Source organism: Streptomyces sp. NPDC029138 (assembly GCF_055564375.1).
In genome coordinates, this window is record NZ_JBVHWM010000067.1 from 12,606 (window position 1) to 27,757 (window position 15,152).

The following is a 15,152-nucleotide window of genomic DNA, read 5'->3' on the forward strand; positions in this document are numbered from 1 at the left end:
ACCTCGCGCGCCGACATGCGGCAGGAGACCGTCCAGCCCGATAGCCTGTCATCATCGCATATTTCTCCTGACCCCACTGGCCAGGCAACAGCCGGCACGTCCTCGATGCGCCGGGCGAGCTCGAACATGAGGGAGCAACCGATGACAGTGGGAACAGAACGAGCCGTACTGGCGGGCGGTTGTTTCTGGGGCATGCAGGACCTCATCCGCAAGCAGCCGGGCGTGGTGTCCACGCGCGTCGGGTACAGCGGCGGTGACACGCCGAACGCCACGTACCGAAACCACGGCGACCACGCCGAGGCCATCGAGATCCTCTTCGATCCCGTGGCCACAAGCTACCGAGACATCCTGGAACTCTTCTTCCAGATCCACGATCCCACCACGAAGGACCGCCAGGGTAATGACATCGGCCGTAGCTACCGGTCCGCCATCTACTACACCGATGAGGATCAGCACCGCGTCGCCGTGGACACGATCACGGACGTCGACGTGAGCGGACTGTGGCCGGGGAAGGTCGTGACGGAGGTCGAACCGGTGGGTGACTTCTGGGAGGCCGAGCCGGAGCACCAGGACTACCTGGAGCGCTATCCGAACGGCTACACGTGCCACTTCCCCCGACCAAACTGGAGGTTGCCACGGCGACCTCTTCGGAGCTGAGCTGACACAAGTCCTGCGTCGGCAGGTGGGTTCGTGTCCGTCATCGACGATCGTCACCGAGTCCGGCTGGCTGTCGCTTCATCGCCGCCTTGCACCGCCCGGGCCATGCCTCCCTATAGGCGCGGAGGTCGACAGCGTGGCGGTAACCGTGCCCGCCAGCGCACCGATCGACCGTGCGCGAGCGAACGCAGCACGGACGTGCCACGGGACGGGCGGGACGGGGAGCCCACGCCAGACCGGCGCGCGCCGACATCAGCTGCACAGCGGCCCCAAGAGCATGGCGTCCTCCGCGGTAGCCAAGCGCCAAGCCGCCTCCGGCCTGCGTTGGCGAGCCGCCCGGAGAGCAGCTCAGTGCACGAGTTCGGCGACGGACGTCGCCTCGAAGCGGGCCTCCTCCGGACTGGTGCAGTCGTCCATGGCCGCAAGGTACCGCTCAGCGTCCAAAGCGGCCGCACAACCGGACCCGGCAGCGGTGATCGCCTGCCGGTACTCGTGGTCGACGACATCGCCGCACGCGAACACACCGTCCAAATTCGTCAGCGTCGAACGGCCCTCGACTGCGATGTATCCTGCGTGATCGAGTGAGATCCGGTTCCTGACCAAATCAACTTGCGGGTCATGTCCGATGGCAACGAAGACGCCGGTTACGGGCAGTTCGTGTTCGTCGCCCGTGACGATGTCGCGCAGGCGCACACCGCTGACTCTGTCGTCTCCGAGGATGTCCAACACCTCGCGGTTCCACAGGAAGCGCACCTTTTCATTCCGACGGGCCCGCTCCTGCATGATCTTCGAGGCGCGGAGGCTGTCGCGTCTGTGGACGACGGTGACGGTACGGGCGAACCTGCTGAGGAAGGTGGCCTCCTCCAGCGCCGAGTCGCCGCCGCCCACCACCACGATGTCCTGCTCGCGGAAGAAGAACCCGTCGCACGTGGCGCACCAGCTCACTCCGCGCCCGGACAGTCGCTTCTCGTTGTCCAGGCCCAGTTCGCGGTACCGTGAGCCCATGGCCAGGATGACAGCCCTGGCCCGGTACGACTTGCCGGAGCTGTCGACCACTACCTTGGCCTCCTGATCGAGACGGGCTTCGACGATGTCGGCCGTGATCAACTCGGCACCGAAGCGCTCCGCTTGGGCCCTCATCTTCTCCATCAGCTCCGGCCCCAGCACGCCGTCGGGGAAGCCCGGGTAGTTCTCGACGTCGGTTGTGTTCATCAGCGCGCCCCCGGCGGAGACATCCCCCTCGAACACCAGTGGCATCAGGTTGGCGCGGGCTGCGTAGATTGCAGCGGTGTAACCGGCCGGGCCGGAACCGATGATGATCAGGTCGCGGATATTGTCGTTCACATTGATCGCCGCCTCATCACTGGCAAACAGGAGCGCGGAAGAGTTCCGCGATACATTCGAATCGGAGGCGAAGAGGCGGTCCGGCGGTGCGGCGGAGGCGTCAAGCAACTGACGACTCCACTATGCGCTCTCGAAATCCCGCGCGCATCCCATGTGGACGGGGCCCGAGGCCTCGGCCTATCGCACGGGCCCGGGAGCGGCTGGGCGTTAGCTTGGCGTGCGCCCCTGACCAGGAGATCCCGCACACGAAGCGGTCGACCTACTCGGGGAAGACATCCTCGGGGAGGACAGGGCGCCGGTGTTCTCATACGGGACGTGAACAGTGGGAAGGAAGCTGTCCTGGAGGTGGCCAGCGTCTTCGTCGCCATCGGGCAGGATCCGCAGATCGATCTCGTCAGAGCCAGGTCGCTCTCGAACCACGCCGGTCACATAGCGGGCGAAGGTCGGTCAACCCGAGCAACCTGAACGTTTTCGCCTCGATGATGTTGTTGACCATGAGTACAGACAGGCCATCACTGCGGCCGGGACCGGCCGCGCGGCTGCTCTGAACGCCGAGCGGTATCTCGTCGCACTGGACCCTTGTGGTCTGTCGGAGCACCGGGGTTGCGACGTGGACCGAGTCGGCGTCAGCAGTGCCCGCGGCGAAGCCTTGTAGGTGCCGAGGGCCCTCGGATCGGTCACGGTGGCAGTGGCATCACCATCGTCTGGGTTCAGCCGTTCACGGGTCTTCCGCGGGAAGGGTGGCCCGGGAGAGTAGGGGAGGTTGCCATGCGTATTGCCGTTGCCGGTGCGACGGGAAACATCGGGGCCCTTACCGTGGCTGCCCTGGAGCGCAACGGCCACGATGTCGTGCGCATCAGCCGCTCACTGGGCGTGGATCTGGTCACCGGTGAGGGACTGGACGCGGCTCTGACCGGCGTGGAGGCCGTCATTGACGCCACGAGCAACGAGACCGCCGACCGTGACGAGGCGGTGGCGTTCTTCGGCGCCACCACGCGTAATCTGCTGGCCGCCGAGGAGCGGGCCGGGGTCCGTCACCATGTGTTGCTCTCGATCGTCGGGCTGGATCGAGTGGAAGGCAACGCGCACATGGTCGGCAAGCGGGAGCAGGAACGCCTCGTGGCTGCGGGGCGGGTGCCGTGGACGATCGTTGCGGCTACTCAGTTCCACGACTTTGCCGTGACGCTGACGAACTGGACCGAGCGGGACGGCGTCGCCACCATCCCTCCGTTGCTCGTGCAGCCGATCGCGCCCGCGGACGTGGCCGATGTCCTCGCCGAGATCGCGACAGGCGCGCCGCAGGGGCGTTACCGGGATGTCGCAGGCCCCGAGCCGCAGGATCTGGTGGACATGGCCCGACGAACCAACGACGCACGCGGCCACGCAGTGAAACTCGTACCGACGTGGTCGTCGGTGCTCGGCGCGGACATGGCCGGTGACGTCCTGCTGCCCGGTGAGGGCGCCCGCATCGCGCCGACCACTTTCGACGAGTGGCTCGCGCAGCAACGGTGAGCGAGCGGGCAGAGTCTCGGCCGGGCTTGGGAGCGTCCAGCTGGCCGGTCACGACGGCCGCTGCGCTACGTTGGAGGACGGCCGTCATTTCCGCCGTCGACACCTTCCTCGTCTCCTGCTCGGGAACGGCGTCAGGGCTCCCATTCGGCCGACCTGGCCCCGCCCTGCTGGACGATCTCGCCGTTCGGTGCGAGTCGGTAGTCAACCTGCGCCAGAAGTGCGTCGGCGTCGTCGAGCGGCGTATAGAGGAGCTGGGTGTTGATCGCGATCTTCGTCTCCTTGCGGCCTGGCCGGTCGTCTCCACCTCACGGTCCCATCCGTGGGTGGCTATGGCTCCGGCCGATTCCGGTCCAGGCAGGTGACATATGGTTCCGTGGCTGGGCGTGCTGGCGGCTCTGCGTCACGGTGTGCCCTTCCTCCCCGATCGCAGCTGCCGTGTCGCCGGCCGCGTAGACGTCCCGGGTGCCTATGACGCGCAGGAACTCGTCGACGTGCAGGCGGCCCATGCGGTCGCGTTCGCCGGGGATGAACGCGGTGAGCGGACTGGCTGCCATGCCGGCCGTCCACACCACGGTCGCTGCGGGAACGACCTCGCCATCCGAGATACGGACTTGGGTGATCGGTGAGTGACTCCTGAGTGCGGCCCAGTCGCTGCTCGACCGCGAGGGACTCCAGCGCGCTCTCGACGTGAGGACGCGGTCCGTGCCCGAACTCCGGGCCCACGACTTCCGCTCGTTCGACCAGGATGACGCGCACGCAGGGCGACTTTGATTGAAGGCGTTCAGCGCCCTGACCTGCTTAGCCGCCCCTTCCGCTGGTTTCCCTACCGGTGCTCGGGGTTCTCGTAGTCGCGGCGGCAGCCGGCGTCCCAGGCGGTGCGCTGGTTGCCGTAGGCGGGGATGCCGCCGAAGTCTTTCAACATACGGGCCAGATGCAGGAGGTTCCAGGTCATGAAGGTGGTGTTGCGGTTGGTGAAGTCGTTCTCCGGACCGCCTGACCCGGGATCGAGGTAGGAGGGGCCGGGGCCGGCCTCGCCGATCCATCCGGCATCCGCCTGGGGAGGGATCGTGTATCCCAGGTGTTGCAGGCTGTAGAGGACGTTCATGGCGCAGTGCTTTACGCCGTCCTCGTTGCCGGTGATCAGGCAGCCGCCGACGCGGCCGTAATAGGCGTACTGGCCAGCTTCATTCAGCAGGCTGGAACAGGCGTAGAGGCGCTCGATCACCTGCTTCGTCACCGAGCTGTTGTCGCCCAGCCAGATGGGGCCGGCCAGCACGAGGATGTCTGCCGCCATGACCTTCTGGTACAACTCCGGCCACGCGTCAGTCTCCCAGCCGTGCTCCCGCATGTCGGGCCACACACCGGTGGCGATGTCGTGGTCGATCGCGCGTACCACGTCTACGTGCACACCCTGCGCGTCCATGATCGCGGTGCTGCGGTCGATCAGCCCCTGGGTGTTGCTCGTCTCTGGCGAGCGCTTGAGGGTGCAGTTGATCACCAGGGCGCGCAAGTCGTCGTAGCGAGCCGACGGTGCGTCGGCCCCGGGCCACGAAGCGGTCACACGGTCCTCCTAGAGCCTGCCGCCGGACGGTGCGACGGCATGTCCGCATCCGGATCCAGCGTGCGAGCCGACCGCGGTAGGCGCCACCACAACGCCTCCGAATGGCCCAGGCAGTCTGGACCTGAGGTCCTCAGGGGCCGCCGTGGTAGCCGGCATAGGCGGCCAGAACCCCTGCTCCCGTGCCCCCGGTGTGCAGGAACCGCTGGTCGAGCACCGTGGCAAGGTCGTCGGGGGCGGTGGCCGGCACCCGCGCCCATTGCCTGCTTCACGGGTGAAGCGGTTTCGCCAGCGCTCAGAGCCATTGCTCCGCCGGCGCAAGCAACGTGCTCTTGGACCGCAGCCTCGAGCCCGACCGGTCCGACGTATCGGTAACTCCGCCCCCGCACGCTCATGCGAGCCGACCTGGAGCACTTCGGACACGGGCCCTATAGATGCCTGCCAATGACATGGTGCGATGCGGTCTCGACGCCGCTGGCTCCCGGATTGTGGCGGCCGCCGACGGGAGGCAGGGTGGTGTCGAGACCGTTCGGGCGAGGCGAAAGGCACACGGCCTGTCACGGATGCGGGCTGTGGCTTGCCCTCATCGCGAAGCCAGTTGTGTGAGCCGGGAACCGGCGAACTGGGTCACCGCCGAACGAGTGGGTCGGTACACCGGTCCGGAATGCGGTGGCCGACGCAGATCGTCCATTCCAGGCAGGCTTACGGAGGTGCGATACATGTCAGCGAAGAACCCAGAGCACGGGAGCGCCCACGAGGTCTCCTTGCCGCCCGAAGTGAAGTTGCTGCAGGAAGTCACTCCGCCCTTCTTTCCCGAAGGTGGTTCGGGAATGACCATCCTCGTCGAGTGGCCTCCCGGTCACCCCGGGCTCCCTCCGCATCGCCACTCGGGCCCGTCGTTCGGCTACGTGATGGAGGGCGCGCTCCGGTTCGAGCTCGAGGGTGAGCCGGAGCGTGTGGTCGAGGCCGGTGGGACGTTCTGGGAGCCAGGCGGTGACGTGATCCACTACCAGGACGGCAACGCTCTGTCGGACGCACCGACCAAGTTCGTGGTGACCATGGTGTGCGCGCCGGGTCAGCCGATGCTCACGTTGGTCGACGAGGAGGAGCTGAAGGAACGGGCGCACCTGCGCGCTCCACGTCCCTCCGAAGGCTGACCCGCGAGATCGACAAGGGGGCGGAGTCCGGAACACCGATCCCAGTGCCGCCCTCCCACCACCGTGCCGGACCGCACGGGAAACCTCCTGTCGCACCGGGAATGTTCGCCCGGCGGGTGTGGTTGAACAGGGCGTGATGGTGAAGGGAACTGTGTCCCCGGGCCTCATCTATCGCATGCGAGGACGATCGTTCGGCCGAAGCCTCGCACAGCCTTTCGCCGCGTAGGCGACCGCCCTTCACGATCACACCCCTTTGCGGGTTCAGCCCCGACCGGCACGCTGGCCGGGGCTCTGTGCTTCAGTCCCCGATGCCGAGGGCCGTGTCCGGCCGGCAGTGCACACACGGCGGCACCTGGCTTCGGAGCGCGTCGATAGCCTGCTGGCGCGTGGCCGGCCGGCATCTGCCGCTCTTCTTCGCGGCCCAGCAGCCGCCCACGTGGACCGCGTCGACGTTGACCTGGTTGAGGTCGTACTGGATCAGCCACTCCGGCGGCGACGGCCGCATCTGCTCACCCTGGCGCCGCTCCGCCTCCCGCCGCTCCTCCTCGGCGAACCAGCGGTCGATGAGCCCCGGGGGAGGGGTTGCTCGGCACGATCCAGGTGGCCACGTCCTGGTCGGACTTGTGCCGGTTGGAGCACTGGCTGTCTGGCTCTGGCGGCGGGTACGACGTCCGGGACCGGCAGCTACGAGGCAACGCCCCGTTCCGCCTCCTCCACCTGGGAGGCCGGCGGCTGCTCCGGCTCTTTCACCTGGTCCTACCCCTGCGGGTCCCCCCGGCCGCGGTCGTCGGCCCCGGCGGCGCTCCACGGGGAAGGGCGGCGCCGGGGCCGGGTGCGGGCTCTGCCCAGCCGGGCACGTCCGTGGGCCGGTACCGTCCGATCAGAGCGCTGCCAGGATGCTCGTGGCCTTGATGCCGGCAGCGGCAAGGCCCGGCGTTATGAAGGTCATGCCCGACGCTGCTGCTGCCGGCACTGATCAGACCGTGCTGGCGACACGGAACACCGGCCAGCCGATTTCCGTGCGCCACTGGGCGGCAGCAGGGGTGTCGCGCGGGCCGGTGAGGTAGGTTTCGCGCACGGGTCCGGCTACGGCGAGGGAATGCTCCGCCACCCACCTGCCGAGCTCACCGTAGGTCACGTCGATCGTGTCGTGGGCGCCTGAATGCACGGCAACGGCGAGTTCCGCGCCCGGCAGTTCCACGGTTCGGACCCGTCCTACGGCTGGTACGCGCGCGTCGACCGGCACGTGAACGAGGACGTGTCCTCGCCCTTCGCTGAACAGTGCGTTGTTGTAGAGCCCGCCCGGGGGGCCCGACGGCCGGCGGACGACCGCTTCGAGTTCGGCCATCGCGCCCGCGTACCAGTCGAGGACGTCGGCGTGCGCGACGGTGGCTTCTACCGCGGCCACGAGCTGTGCGGGCACCTGGCGCAGCTCGACATCGATGGCGGCCGGTTCGGGGTGCAGCAGGCGCTGCAGAGACGCGACGGCCGCCTGGGTGCGCGACAACTGGTCCTCCAGCCGTTGCAGGTGTTCGGTCACGAGTGCCGCACGCGCGGCCGGGTCCTGTGTCAGCAGCATCCGCCGGACGTCCGCGAGCGGCACTTCGAGTTCCCGCAGCCTGGCGATCACCTGAGCGGTGGGGATCTGGCCGGCGTCGTAGTACCGGTAGCCGCTCGACGGGTCCACGTGGGCGGGCTCCAGCAGCCCCGATTCGTGGTAGCGACGCAGCGTCCGGATGGTCAAGTGGGTCATCTGGGAGAACTCGCCGATGGTCAGCACGCCTCCTACTGTGCACGCTCCCCCCGGGAGAGGGTCCAGGGCTTGACCCTGTCATCGGGGGAGGCGGCAGCGTCACGTGCATGACCAGCACGACACACCCTTCCTTTGATCTTCAGGGGCGCACCGCCCTGGTGACCGGCGCCGGCAGAGGCACCGGTGCCGCGATCGCGGCACGCCTTCGGGCGGCGGGCGCTACTGTGCTCGCCACGGCGCGTACAGCGCCCCCGACCGCCGACGAGCGCTTCTTCGTCACCGCCGACCTCACGTCGCCCGAGGGCATCGACACTGTCGTCTCGGCTGTGCCGGAGCGGCTCGGCACCCTCGACGTCCTCGTACATACCCTGGGTGGGTCTCACTCGCCCCCTGGCGGGTTCGCCGCCCTCACCGAAGAGCACTGGCACGACGAGATCGCCCTGAACCTGCTGGCCGCGGTCAGGCTGGACCGCGCGCTGCTGCCGGCGATGCGGAAGGCGGGCCGAGGCGCCGTCGTGCACGTGTCGTCCATCCAGCGCCGGCTGCCACTGTTCGACGCCACGCTCGGCTACGCCGCCGCCAAGGCCGCATTGACCGCTTACAGCAAGGGCCTCTCCCGTGAGCTGGCCCCATACGGAGTGCGCGTCAATGTGGTCTCCCCGGGAGCGATCGAGACGGAGGCGGCCAAGGCCCTCGCCGCCCGCATCGCCCGGTCGCACGGCATCGACCACGCCGCGGCCTGGGAGCAGATCCTGGCGTCTCTCGGGGGGATCCCCCTGGGCCGCCCCGCACGCCCCGAAGAGGTTGCCGAACTTGTCGCCTTCCTCGTCTCCGACCGGGCCAGTGCCATCGTCGGCGCCGAACACACGATCGACGGCGGCACTGTTCCCACCCTCTAGGCGCGCCGACCCGGACGAAGCCCCCACTTCTTGGAGAACCACGACCATGTCCCTGACCGACCTTGACCACCTGCCGGGCGTCGTCCGGGCATACCTCGACGCGCACGCCGGAAACGACAGGCCCGCGGCAGTCGAGTGCTTCACCGCGTCCGCAGTCGTCGTCGACGACGGCACCACCTACCGTGGCCGCGAGGCGATCTCCCGCTGGCTCGGCCGTTCGGCGACTGAGTACACCTACACGACCACCCCCACGACCACCGTCCGGCATGACAGCACCCACTGGAACGTGACACAGCGCCTGGAGGGAGATTTCCCCGGCGGTGTCGCCGACCTCGACTACGCCTTCACGCTCGACGACGCGGGCATCACCGAACTCGTCATCAGACCGATCCAGCCACTTGACGGTGAGGATTTCGACATGAGTACTACTTGATCAACCGCCTGCGCATCCCTGGCGGCATCCCGAACGTGGCGGGTCTGGAGTACCTCGAGCAGGTCGAGGCCACCGTGGTCGAGGGTGCCTGGCCCGACCTGCTTGTACTCATGGAGTTTCCCGACTGCCGCAGAGCACTGGTTGACCGTGTGGGAAGGCCTGCCCGACGGCGAGAGCGTACGGGACTACCTGGAGGACAACCGACTGGCCTTTCTCGACGCGGCTCGTGCGGTCATGGGGGAGCGCATGCCCGACCTCCGACGATCTTTACGGGACAGCCCTTGGGGCGTGTTCAAGGTGTGGTCACGGTGCGGTCACACTGCCTGCCGTATCAAGGTGAGTTGGACGGTGGCCTCCTAGCGGACAACGAGCTTGTCGTACCGGGTGGCGACGTTTTCTGGCCTGTTTCAACAGAACGCTCATGCACCGGTCTGGGGCGGTGTGCGGATTCCGCCGTCGGCGCAGAAACTCGCCAATCTCCCGCCGCAACGTCCCTGTGTGACGGGCACGTCCCAGACACGTCATCCGGGCGGCACGTACCGAAGGGGCGAGATTCGGCCATCACTTTGCTTCGCACATTCTTCCGGTCGCCATTCTCTGAGCGCTCGGAGAAAATCGCCGGTCCCGATGGATGCCAGGGGTTCTGGGGTTCTGCTGGTGGCGGCGAGATTCCAGGGATAAGATATCGCGCGCTGCTTGCGGTGGCGGTCGGCGAGGTCGGGGGTGGGGGCGAAGGCACCGTGATTGATCTGCAAAAACACGCAACCCAGGGCGGTCCTGCCCGAGGTTGTGAACGCGCGTTTGATCGTCCTGGTCTGCGGCGCTCACAACTCACCCACAATGCCCTCGCACGATCACCGCAAAGCGGTCCACGCAACAGCGGTGGGCCCTTTTTCTTCCGTGCCGTTCGCTTCGTTTTCACGACAAGAGAAGTGTGGAGTGTGATGCCGTGAACCGACTCGGCAGAGACACGCGCCGGTTACCCTGGAGGCTTGTGGAGCCGCCGGCGCGCATAGCGTTATCTGTTCTTTTGCTGGCAGGCGGCGCCGTGGGAGCGACGGCTGGACCGGCCGCCGCTTCGACCGACGACGGCACGCTGACGGTTGAGGTGCTGCGCGACTTCTTCGGCACCGGCGTGATCAACACGACGATGGACGTGCCGCAACGGGGCATGAAGGTGGAGATCTCCGACCCCGCTGGGCACGTTGTCAGCGGCGTCACGGATGCCACCGGAAAGGTCGTGGTGTCACCGTCGACCGCGCTGAGCGGCGGCCGGTACCGCGTCGACGTCAGCGTCCCGGCGCCGTACAGCGGCTATCTGCGGGCGGCGCCTGCGTCGACGGCGGAGAACCACTTCGACAGCTTCACGTCGTTCGTCGACGTGTCGGGCGGAAAGAACGCCTCGGTCGTGACGGGGGTGTGGGATCCGGCCGACTACGCGCTGCCGGACTCGCGGTACTTCGTGCCGGTCCACAACGGCGCCAACGGGACCGACAACCGGGCGTTGGTGGCGTTCGGTACGAAGACCAGGGGCACGTGTCCCACCGATGTGGCGTGCCCGACCACGCTGGCCACGCAGGACCAGGTGGGCACGACGTTCGGGTTGGCGTACGACACGTACCGAACCCGGCTGTTCCAGAGCGCGTTCGCCCGCCGGTACGCCCCGTACGGGCCGCAGGGCGGGGGCGCCATCTACACGGTGCCGGTCAACGGCTCGGGTGCGCCCGAGCTGTTCGCCCGGGTGCCGGACGCCGCGGTGACGCGGCACGACACCGCCAACATGATCAAGGATCCCGGGTTCACCGACGTGCCGGGCAAGGAGAGCATCGGTGGCCTGGCCCTGTCGGAGGACGGATCCACGCTGTACGCGGTGAACCTGCGGACCCGCAGCCTGGTGAGCTTCGACGCGACAGGGGCCACCGCCGCGGCGCCCAAGTCGACGGTTCCGATCCCGGATCCGGGGTGCGCGAGCCCCGACGACTGGCGGCCGTTCGGTCTCCAGGTCCACGACAACACGCTGTACGTCGGCGGCGTGTGCAGCGCGGAGAGCACGCAGCAGCGCGCGGACCTGAAAGCCATCGTCTCCACCTATGACGGCAAGCGGTTCACCACGGTGCTGAGCCACCCGCTCACGTACGAACGCGGCAGCGTCTTCGGTTCCGGCGACAAGGCCACCCACTGGAACCCGTGGAACACAAGCCTGGACACCTGGGACGACCGGAAGGCGGGCAACGTCTTCATCGATCCGCAGCCGGAGCTGTCCTCCCTCGCCTTCGGTCGCGACGGCTCGATGATCCTGGGTTTCCGCGACCGGTTCATGGACGTGCTCAGTTGGGGAGGGCTGGACCCCCGCCCGGGGAACGACACGGCGGAAAACGGCATGTCCGGTGGTGACATCACCATGGTCTGCGCCACTCCCACCGGTGAATACCAGTGGGAAGGCACCGGGAGCTGCCCCAACCACGCCACCCCCGCCAACAATGGCGGCCAGGCCGCCGATGTCGTCGAATACTTCCCCGGCGACTCTTATGCCAACGCACACCAGGAGACCGCGCTGGGGTCGGTGGCCTATATCCCGCAGCAGCAGTGGGTCGTCAGCACGGAGTTCGACCCGGTCGTCAACGTCGCGACCTCAGGCACCGGGTACCACAACATCACGACCGGTCAGGGCCCGGGCAACAACCCGACCGCCAACGGGTTCCAGTTCGTCAGCCGGGAACAAGGCGGGTTCGGCAAGGCCGGCGGCCTCGGTGACATCGCGTACGCGGCGGCGAACGCGCCGATCCAGATCGGCAACGTCGTGTGGTTCGACGGCGACCACAACGGGATCCAGGACCCGGGGCACGTGCTGCTGCCGGGGGCGACGATCAACCTGCTGGACGCGGACGGCAAACAGGTCGCCACGACCAGGACCAATGCCGCCGGTGAGTACTATTTCGGTGGTGTCGGCGCCGCCTACGAGCTCACGCCGGGCGCGAAGTACACGGTGCAGTTCGACGTGTGCACAGCGGACACCAGCCAGGTGCCCGAGCAGCCCCCGGCGAGCGAGCTGAGGTTCACGCTCCCGCGGGCCGGTGCCAACCGTGCGCACGACTCCAATGTGACCCCGCCGACCACCGGACCCTTGTGCAACGGCTACGCGCCTGTCACGGCGCCGGACAAGCCGGGCGGGGTCGATCACACGATCGACGCCGGGGTGTACATCCCGAAGGAAACGCCGACCCCGACGCCGACTCCCACACCGACGCCGACTCCGACGCCGCCCGCGGCCTCCACGCCACCGTCGCCCGCGCCGCCTGCGAACCACCCGGCCCCGGCCGGTGGAGGCGGGGGTTCCCTCGCGAGCACCGGTACGCCCGGGCTGGCGGAGATGATCGGCATCGTCGGTCTGCTGGTGGGTGCGGGTCTGGTCATCGCGTTCGTGACCCGGAATCGTCGCGCCCGGCAACACTGAACGAACCGCACAACGGTGATCCGCCCGTCCGCGATCCGGACGGCGCGGACGGGCAGATCACGTCTCGGCCGGTCCACGAGGGCCGGCCTTGGCGTGGTCTGCCACCGGACTGCCGAGTGCCGGCGCGAGCCCGCGGCGGCCGGACGGTTGGTGATCGAAAGGATGAGTCGGAGAGTGTCAGCGTCGAACCGCGTGCGCAGCGTGAGGATCCGGCAAGCCCCACCGGGTCGTCCGGCTGGCCGGCGCCGATGGCCGCGGTCGCGCCGGGACGCGGCCGTCATCGGCATCGCGGCCGTCGCTGTGGCCGCGGTGGCAGCGTTCCTGCTCGGCGCCGGCGGCTCCGGCGCCGGCGGTCCGCGCTCGCTGACGACGGATGAGGCGAGCCGGCTCGCGATCACGCGATTCCGTAACTACCAGGCGCAGGGCCGCGCGGTGACGATCACCGTGCCGGGCACTGCCGGCGGGCTGACCGTCACCGGGTCCGTCGACTATCGGCGCAAGGTGGGTTACGGCGTGGTGCACGGCACCATGCGCGACAAGTCCAGCGACGGGCTGATCCAGTGGACGCCCACCTCGGTGCACGTCCGCCCGATGACGGACGCCCCGGCGCACGCACCCGCGTCGCCGCCCCGTTCGGGATGGTACGACCGTCCGCTGCTGTCGTCCGGCAGCGCGCTGGACACCTCCCTGTCCATCGCGCTCGGTCTCGGCGGCGACCGGCCGGACAACGCCGAACTGCTGCCGCAGAACGGCGCCGCCTGGTGGGGGCGGGAGCAGGTGGACGGGCGCTGGGTGGACGTCATGACCGGGCCGTCCTCCCCTGACCGCTCCGGTACGGCGGGCAACGTGCGCTACTGGATCGGCTCCGACGGCACCATGTACCGGGTCCGCGTCAGCGTGGGTTCGCAGCCGGAGCCGGTGGTCATCGATTTCGACACCCACAAGTACGTTCCGGTCAAGCCGGTACCCGGAACCATCCCGACCCGGTAACCGCTGTTCAGGATGTCTGCACCCGCGCGTTCGCGGCGAGCAGGGACGCCGACGGCAGCCGGACGTCCTCCGTCTTCGGCAGGGCCGGGACGGGCGGAACAGCGGTGGCGCCCGCGGTGGCGGCGTCGGGGAACTGCGGCTGCGGAGCAGGCGCCGCGACCTCGGTGAACGGGATGCCACCGGGTGCCGTCGGCGCCGCCCACGTGCCGGCCGGCGAGGACGACCGGGCCGGAAGCGGACAGGCCGCAGTCGTCGCGAGCCGGGTGGGCACGGTGGTGCGCAGTTCGTTGCCCCGCAGGCAGTTGCCCCGTCCCCGCGTGGCGGTGGGGAACGTCCAGCCGACGTCGACGCCGTTGCCGGTGAACGTGTTGTCCACGATCTGGTTGCCGACCGGAGATATGTCGGCGGTCGCGGTGATCACCAGCCCGGCGTTGCTGTTGTCGGCGATGCGGTTGCGGACGAACCGGTTGTCGCTGCCGCCGTCGATGCCGACGCCGGTGCCCCACCCGCCGTCGGCCTGCTCCGGGGTGGCCGTCTGCTGGTTGGCGGCGATCAGATTGCCCGCGATGACGGAGCCCTTCTGCGGGAGCAGTTTCTCCTGGTGGTCGGAGTTGGTGGTGAGTCCGACGCGGTTGCCGACCAGGCGGTTGCCGACCACGTACATGTCCTCGCTGGCGTTGGTGCCTTCGTAACCGACCGCGTTGAGTTCGGCGACGTTGTCCCGCACCACGATGTTGCAGGGCTTGCACTGGCCGACATAGATCCCCGAGTCGGCGCCGCCCGACGCGTACGAGTGCTCGATGACACCGTTCTGGGCGGAGAAGGCGTAGATGCCGTACAGGCCGTTGCGGGTCGCGGTCACGTGGGAGACCAGGAACGACTTCAGGAAGGTGACGGGCTCGTCGCCGGTGTCGTAGCCGCCGCTTCCCCCCGGCAGGCCGGCGGCCGCCTTCGCCGAACCGGTGACCAGGACCCCGTTCTGCGTGTTGTTCCTTACGGTCAGGTTCTCCACGGCCACCCCGGGCGCCGAGACGACGACGCCGTTCGGCTGCTGCAACCGCCCGTCGATGACGACCTTGTCCCGGGACAGACCGCGAAGGGTGATGCGCTCCGTGTCGATCTTCACCGACTCGTGGTACACGCCCGGCGCGACCAGCACCAGGTCACCGGGCCTGGCCAAGGACACCGCATCCGAGATCGTCGGGGCATCGGCAGGTACTCGGATCGTCACATGCGCGCCGGCCGGACGCCGGCCCTTGCTTGATCCGCCATCGCCGCCGCAGCCTGCCACCAGTGTCAGCGTGCCCACTACCGCCGCCAACACGCGAAGAGCTAATCGAGGCATGATCCCAGTCTGGCATGACGCCCAATTCCACGCCAGAATCGCGAGGTTGA

13 protein-coding genes are annotated in these 15,152 nt (G+C 68.4%); 7 read left to right on the forward strand and 6 right to left on the reverse strand.

The features are described 5' to 3' along the window. Positions 1-141 precede the first annotated feature (141 nt). Entirely contained in the window at positions 142-657 is a 516-nt protein-coding gene (msrA, locus tag ACZ4WH_RS35490; RefSeq protein ID WP_468188600.1) for a peptide-methionine (S)-S-oxide reductase MsrA, read from the forward strand. Between the two features lie 348 nt (positions 658-1,005). Here msrA and trxB read toward each other — a convergent pair whose 3' ends face one another. Beyond that, the gene (gene trxB, locus ACZ4WH_RS35495) at positions 1,006-2,007 is read right to left on the reverse strand and encodes a thioredoxin-disulfide reductase (RefSeq protein ID WP_468188651.1); all 1,002 of its coding nucleotides are present in this window, start codon (positions 2,005-2,007) and stop codon (positions 1,006-1,008) included. Positions 2,008-2,769: 762 nt separating this feature from the next. Between trxB and ACZ4WH_RS35500 the strand changes: the two genes are divergently transcribed. Beyond that, a complete protein-coding gene (locus ACZ4WH_RS35500) occupies positions 2,770-3,513 on the forward strand; it encodes an SDR family oxidoreductase (protein WP_468188602.1) in 744 nt (247 codons plus the stop codon). 305 nt (positions 3,514-3,818) lie between these two features. Here ACZ4WH_RS35500 and ACZ4WH_RS35505 read toward each other — a convergent pair whose 3' ends face one another. Continuing rightward, a complete protein-coding gene (locus ACZ4WH_RS35505; RefSeq protein ID WP_468188653.1) occupies positions 3,819-4,385 on the reverse strand; it encodes an FAD-dependent oxidoreductase in 567 nt (188 codons plus the stop codon). Then, complete coding sequence (locus tag ACZ4WH_RS35510; protein ID WP_468188604.1) at positions 4,337-5,074, reverse strand: flavodoxin family protein; 738 nt, start codon at positions 5,072-5,074, stop codon at positions 4,337-4,339. Before ACZ4WH_RS35510 ends, ACZ4WH_RS35505 begins: the two co-directional genes overlap by 49 nt. A gap of 716 nt (positions 5,075-5,790) precedes the next feature. Here ACZ4WH_RS35510 and ACZ4WH_RS35515 point away from each other — a divergent pair. Then, a complete protein-coding gene (locus ACZ4WH_RS35515; RefSeq protein WP_266634008.1) occupies positions 5,791-6,228 on the forward strand; it encodes a cupin domain-containing protein in 438 nt (145 codons plus the stop codon). 298 nt (positions 6,229-6,526) lie between these two features. On the opposite strand, the gene ACZ4WH_RS35520 is transcribed toward ACZ4WH_RS35515, so the two are convergent. Further along, the gene (locus ACZ4WH_RS35520; protein WP_468188606.1) at positions 6,527-6,733 is read right to left on the reverse strand and encodes a DUF6233 domain-containing protein; all 207 of its coding nucleotides are present in this window, start codon (positions 6,731-6,733) and stop codon (positions 6,527-6,529) included. A gap of 471 nt (positions 6,734-7,204) precedes the next feature. Beyond that, positions 7,205-8,008 carry a MerR family transcriptional regulator gene (locus ACZ4WH_RS35525; RefSeq protein ID WP_468188607.1) on the reverse strand — a complete coding sequence of 268 codons (804 nt, stop codon included), beginning with the start codon at positions 8,006-8,008 and terminating at the stop codon, positions 7,205-7,207. Positions 8,009-8,088: 80 nt separating this feature from the next. Here ACZ4WH_RS35525 and ACZ4WH_RS35530 point away from each other — a divergent pair, with 80 nt between their 5' ends. From ACZ4WH_RS35530 to ACZ4WH_RS35545, 4 genes are all read left to right on the forward strand, one after another. Then, positions 8,089-8,880 (forward strand): SDR family oxidoreductase, encoded by a 792-nt coding sequence (locus ACZ4WH_RS35530; RefSeq protein ID WP_468188609.1) that lies wholly within the window; start codon positions 8,089-8,091, stop codon positions 8,878-8,880. Between the two features lie 46 nt (positions 8,881-8,926). Next, positions 8,927-9,313, forward strand: a complete 387-nt coding sequence (locus ACZ4WH_RS35535) for a nuclear transport factor 2-like protein (RefSeq protein WP_468188611.1) — start codon at positions 8,927-8,929, stop codon at positions 9,311-9,313. Positions 9,314-10,361: 1,048 nt separating this feature from the next. Next, positions 10,362-12,767 carry an SdrD B-like domain-containing protein gene (locus ACZ4WH_RS35540; RefSeq protein WP_468188654.1) on the forward strand — a complete coding sequence of 802 codons (2,406 nt, stop codon included), beginning with the start codon at positions 10,362-10,364 and terminating at the stop codon, positions 12,765-12,767. 309 nt (positions 12,768-13,076) lie between these two features. Beyond that, a complete protein-coding gene (locus tag ACZ4WH_RS35545; RefSeq protein ID WP_468188613.1) occupies positions 13,077-13,757 on the forward strand; it encodes a hypothetical protein in 681 nt (226 codons plus the stop codon). A gap of 7 nt (positions 13,758-13,764) precedes the next feature. Here ACZ4WH_RS35545 and ACZ4WH_RS35550 read toward each other — a convergent pair whose 3' ends face one another. Beyond that, positions 13,765-15,102, reverse strand: a complete 1,338-nt coding sequence (locus ACZ4WH_RS35550) for a right-handed parallel beta-helix repeat-containing protein (RefSeq protein ID WP_468188615.1) — start codon at positions 15,100-15,102, stop codon at positions 13,765-13,767. Positions 15,103-15,152: the final 50 nt, after the last annotated feature.

Bases quoted from the DNA above. Each gene is read 5' to 3' on its own strand.
- ACZ4WH_RS35535 (WP_468188611.1), top strand. From the start codon at position 8,927: ATGTCCCTGACCGACCTTGACCACCTGCCGGGCGTCGTCCGGGCATAC.
- ACZ4WH_RS35520 (WP_468188606.1), bottom strand. From the start codon at position 6,733: ATGCGGCCGTCGCCGCCGGAGTGGCTGATCCAGTACGACCTCAACCAG.
- ACZ4WH_RS35550 (WP_468188615.1), bottom strand. From the start codon at position 15,102: ATGCCTCGATTAGCTCTTCGCGTGTTGGCGGCGGTAGTGGGCACGCTG.
- msrA (WP_468188600.1), top strand. From the start codon at position 142: ATGACAGTGGGAACAGAACGAGCCGTACTGGCGGGCGGTTGTTTCTGG.
- ACZ4WH_RS35530 (WP_468188609.1), top strand. From the start codon at position 8,089: ATGACCAGCACGACACACCCTTCCTTTGATCTTCAGGGGCGCACCGCC.
- ACZ4WH_RS35515 (WP_266634008.1), top strand. From the start codon at position 5,791: ATGTCAGCGAAGAACCCAGAGCACGGGAGCGCCCACGAGGTCTCCTTG.
- ACZ4WH_RS35500 (WP_468188602.1), top strand. From the start codon at position 2,770: ATGCGTATTGCCGTTGCCGGTGCGACGGGAAACATCGGGGCCCTTACC.